The organism is Limisphaerales bacterium, from assembly GCA_014382585.1.
Lineage (GTDB): Bacteria > Verrucomicrobiota > Verrucomicrobiia > Limisphaerales > UBA1100 > JACNJL01.
This window is the reverse complement of sequence record JACNJL010000002.1, coordinates 1-2,665: the sequence shown is the minus strand read 5'-3', so window position 1 is coordinate 2,665 and position 2,665 is coordinate 1. Positions and strand designations below refer to the sequence as shown.

General features: G+C 60.0%; 1 protein-coding gene. It reads right to left on the bottom strand.

Translation table 11 applies throughout. The features are described from left to right. Positions 1–2,665: hypothetical protein (locus H8E27_00015; GenBank protein ID MBC8324004.1), on the bottom strand; the 2,665-nt coding region annotated here is incomplete at both ends.

Below are 2,665 nucleotides of genomic sequence, written 5' to 3'. Positions count from 1 at the left end.
AGGAATTGGATTTCTTTTTGGCCGTAGGTTTGCGGGAGGCTTTGCGCGTAGACTTCCAGCTCGGCGGCGTAGTGGGCGGCGTTTTCGCCGAGGTTGCTTTGGCTCGGCACCCAGATGACGCCCGACACGCTCATGGGGGTCAGTGGGCTGACGTTCCAGTTGTAGGCGTAGGTGGGGATGGTGTCGCGGGCGATCGTTTCGCTTTGGCCGGGTTCGGGAAAGGCCGGGGCTTGCAGGGCGAAGGTGGACGTGTCGGTTCCTTGTTGGCCGGCCTGGATGATGTTTTGAACGAAGGCCTTCACCTCCGCCACGTGACCGGTGGCAGCCTTGCGGGCCACAGCGGAATTGGGGTACTGCAAAAACAATTCATCCAAGCGCGCCTTGAAGATGGGGCTCTTGTTGTCGCGCACACCTTGAAAGGATGTCCACGACAGCGGCGAAGCCAACTGACGATTGCGTCCGCCGTGACCGGAGGACATTGTCATGAACCCCTGCGGAATGCCCGGACGGTTGAGTGCTGTGGCGAATTCGTAGGCGAACATTGTCACGCCGGTAGTTTCCTTGGAGAAGTCCGCCACCGACCAATAGGTGCGGTACTTGCCGCCGCCCGTTTCGAAGCGGCGCTTGCGCGGGGTGGTGAAGGAACTGGCGGCCGTCCGGCGTCGATACTCGCGCACCAATGGCATGGCCTTGGGCAAGCCGGCTTCTTTGTTGCGCCGATCATACGCCCATTCGCTGGTGAGCTGGGTGCTGCCGGTGAGGTACCAGACGTCGCCGATCAGAATATCCCGAACCGTTCGGCTGTGGTCGTGGCTGGTGGTGATGTTCAGCGTGATCGGCTGAGTCGAGGCTTTGCGTGCGGGGAAGGTGACCGACCATTGCTGCAGGTCATTGGCCACCACGGTCTGCACCGCGCCACCGAAATCGATCTTCACCGTCACGCCTTCGTTGGCGTGGCCCCAGATGCGGATGGGCTGATTGCGCTGCAGGATCACGCCATCGCGATAGTATTCCGCCACCTGCAGGATCGGGTAATCCGGATCGGTGTATTGCGCGTACTTCGCCTTGAGGGCGGCGGCTTTTTCAAGGTCGTCCTCCTCGAAGATGAATTTGCCGTCGATCATGGCAAAAGGCGTTGCCGGAAGGCCGGCACGGTTGTAGAGATTCGAATTCATCGGAGCCGCGTTGTAGGCGTACTGCACTCCGATGGGCTGAGGCACCTTTGCAGAAGCAACCACCACCGTATCGCCGACGATCACCGCTTGCGCCGCGTGCCATTTACGATCGGCACCGCACAACCGAAAATGATTCAGCGCCGCCTTCGGCGTGGGCGCGGCGGGTTCCACATACTTCCCCGGCTCACGATAGTCTTTGGCCGAACCTTTATTGCCGACCATCAATCCGTCAAAGAGGCTGTCCTTTTCAAAAGACACCACGACCTTGTGGCCCTCGACTTGGTAGCCGCTGTAAACCGGCCCCGTGTAGGCGATCTTCTTGCCGTATTCCTTGGCCAACGCCCAGCGCGCCATGCGCTGGCCGGGGTGAAGTTTATTGAAATAATGAATGCCGCCGGGATTTGCGGAATTCAGATCGCTCTGCACCACCATGCCCACGTGCTTGCGGTTGTTTTTGAAAAACAAATGCTGCACCTGCCGGATATCCGCGAAGCCCACATTCTCAGGATCGGGCGAGCCGTAGTTTTGCATTTGCGTGAAATAAAACGGCATCTTCGGCATGCCCCACGCATCACGCCAACCTTGAACCAACGCTTCCATGCGCGCTGCGTAGATGCGCCCGTCGCCGCCGTTGCTCGTGCCCTGGCACCAGATCGCGCCGCGGATGGCATACGGAATCACCGGCGCAATCTTGCCGTTGAAAAACTGCGACGGCCCGCGCCACATGCCGGCGATGCCGGGCAGCTTGGGACGCGCCGGAACGCGGCCGCCCTTTTCCATCGCCTCCCCGGCGGCGTCCTGCCATTGGCTTAACTCGGTGTAATATTGCTCGTACTTCTTGCGGCCCTGTTCGGTGAGCGGATCGGCGTCGCGCATGAGGTCGGCATCGCCCTTGAGCTTCGGATGCGCCTCAATGGCCTCGCGCTGGGTGAAGGCCTCGATGCGCGTGTTGCTATGGGCGCTGAGAAGAATGCCGATGGGCATATCCAGTTCCTGATACAACGCATGCGCAAACGAAAGCGACAAGGCCGAGAAACCACTGGCGGCATTGGCCCGTTTCCAGCCGTCATCCGAGGTGGCGCGTTTCTGCGGGTACAACGCAGACACCGTGTTGATGTTAATCTCGCGGATGGGAATGTCTTCCTTGGCCGAGGCGAGATCGCGCGCCAGTTGGTTGCACATGCTTTTGCCCGCGACCCACACCATGTTCGATTGGCCGGAGGAAAACCACACCTCGCCAACCAAAACTCCCTTGAGCGTGATGGTCTGGCCACGATTGTTTTTTACCTCGAGACTACGTTCGGTGCGCGAGACTTTCAGTGGATCCAGCTTCACCATCCAGTCGCCGGTTTTGCCAGCAACAGTCGTCTTGATTTGGCCGGCAAACTGAACGGTCACCTTGCTGCCCGGCGCATCCCAGCCCCAAACCGGCACGGTGGATTCCCGCTGAAGGATTGCGTTGTCCGTGAAGGGCGCGGCCAATTCCAGCT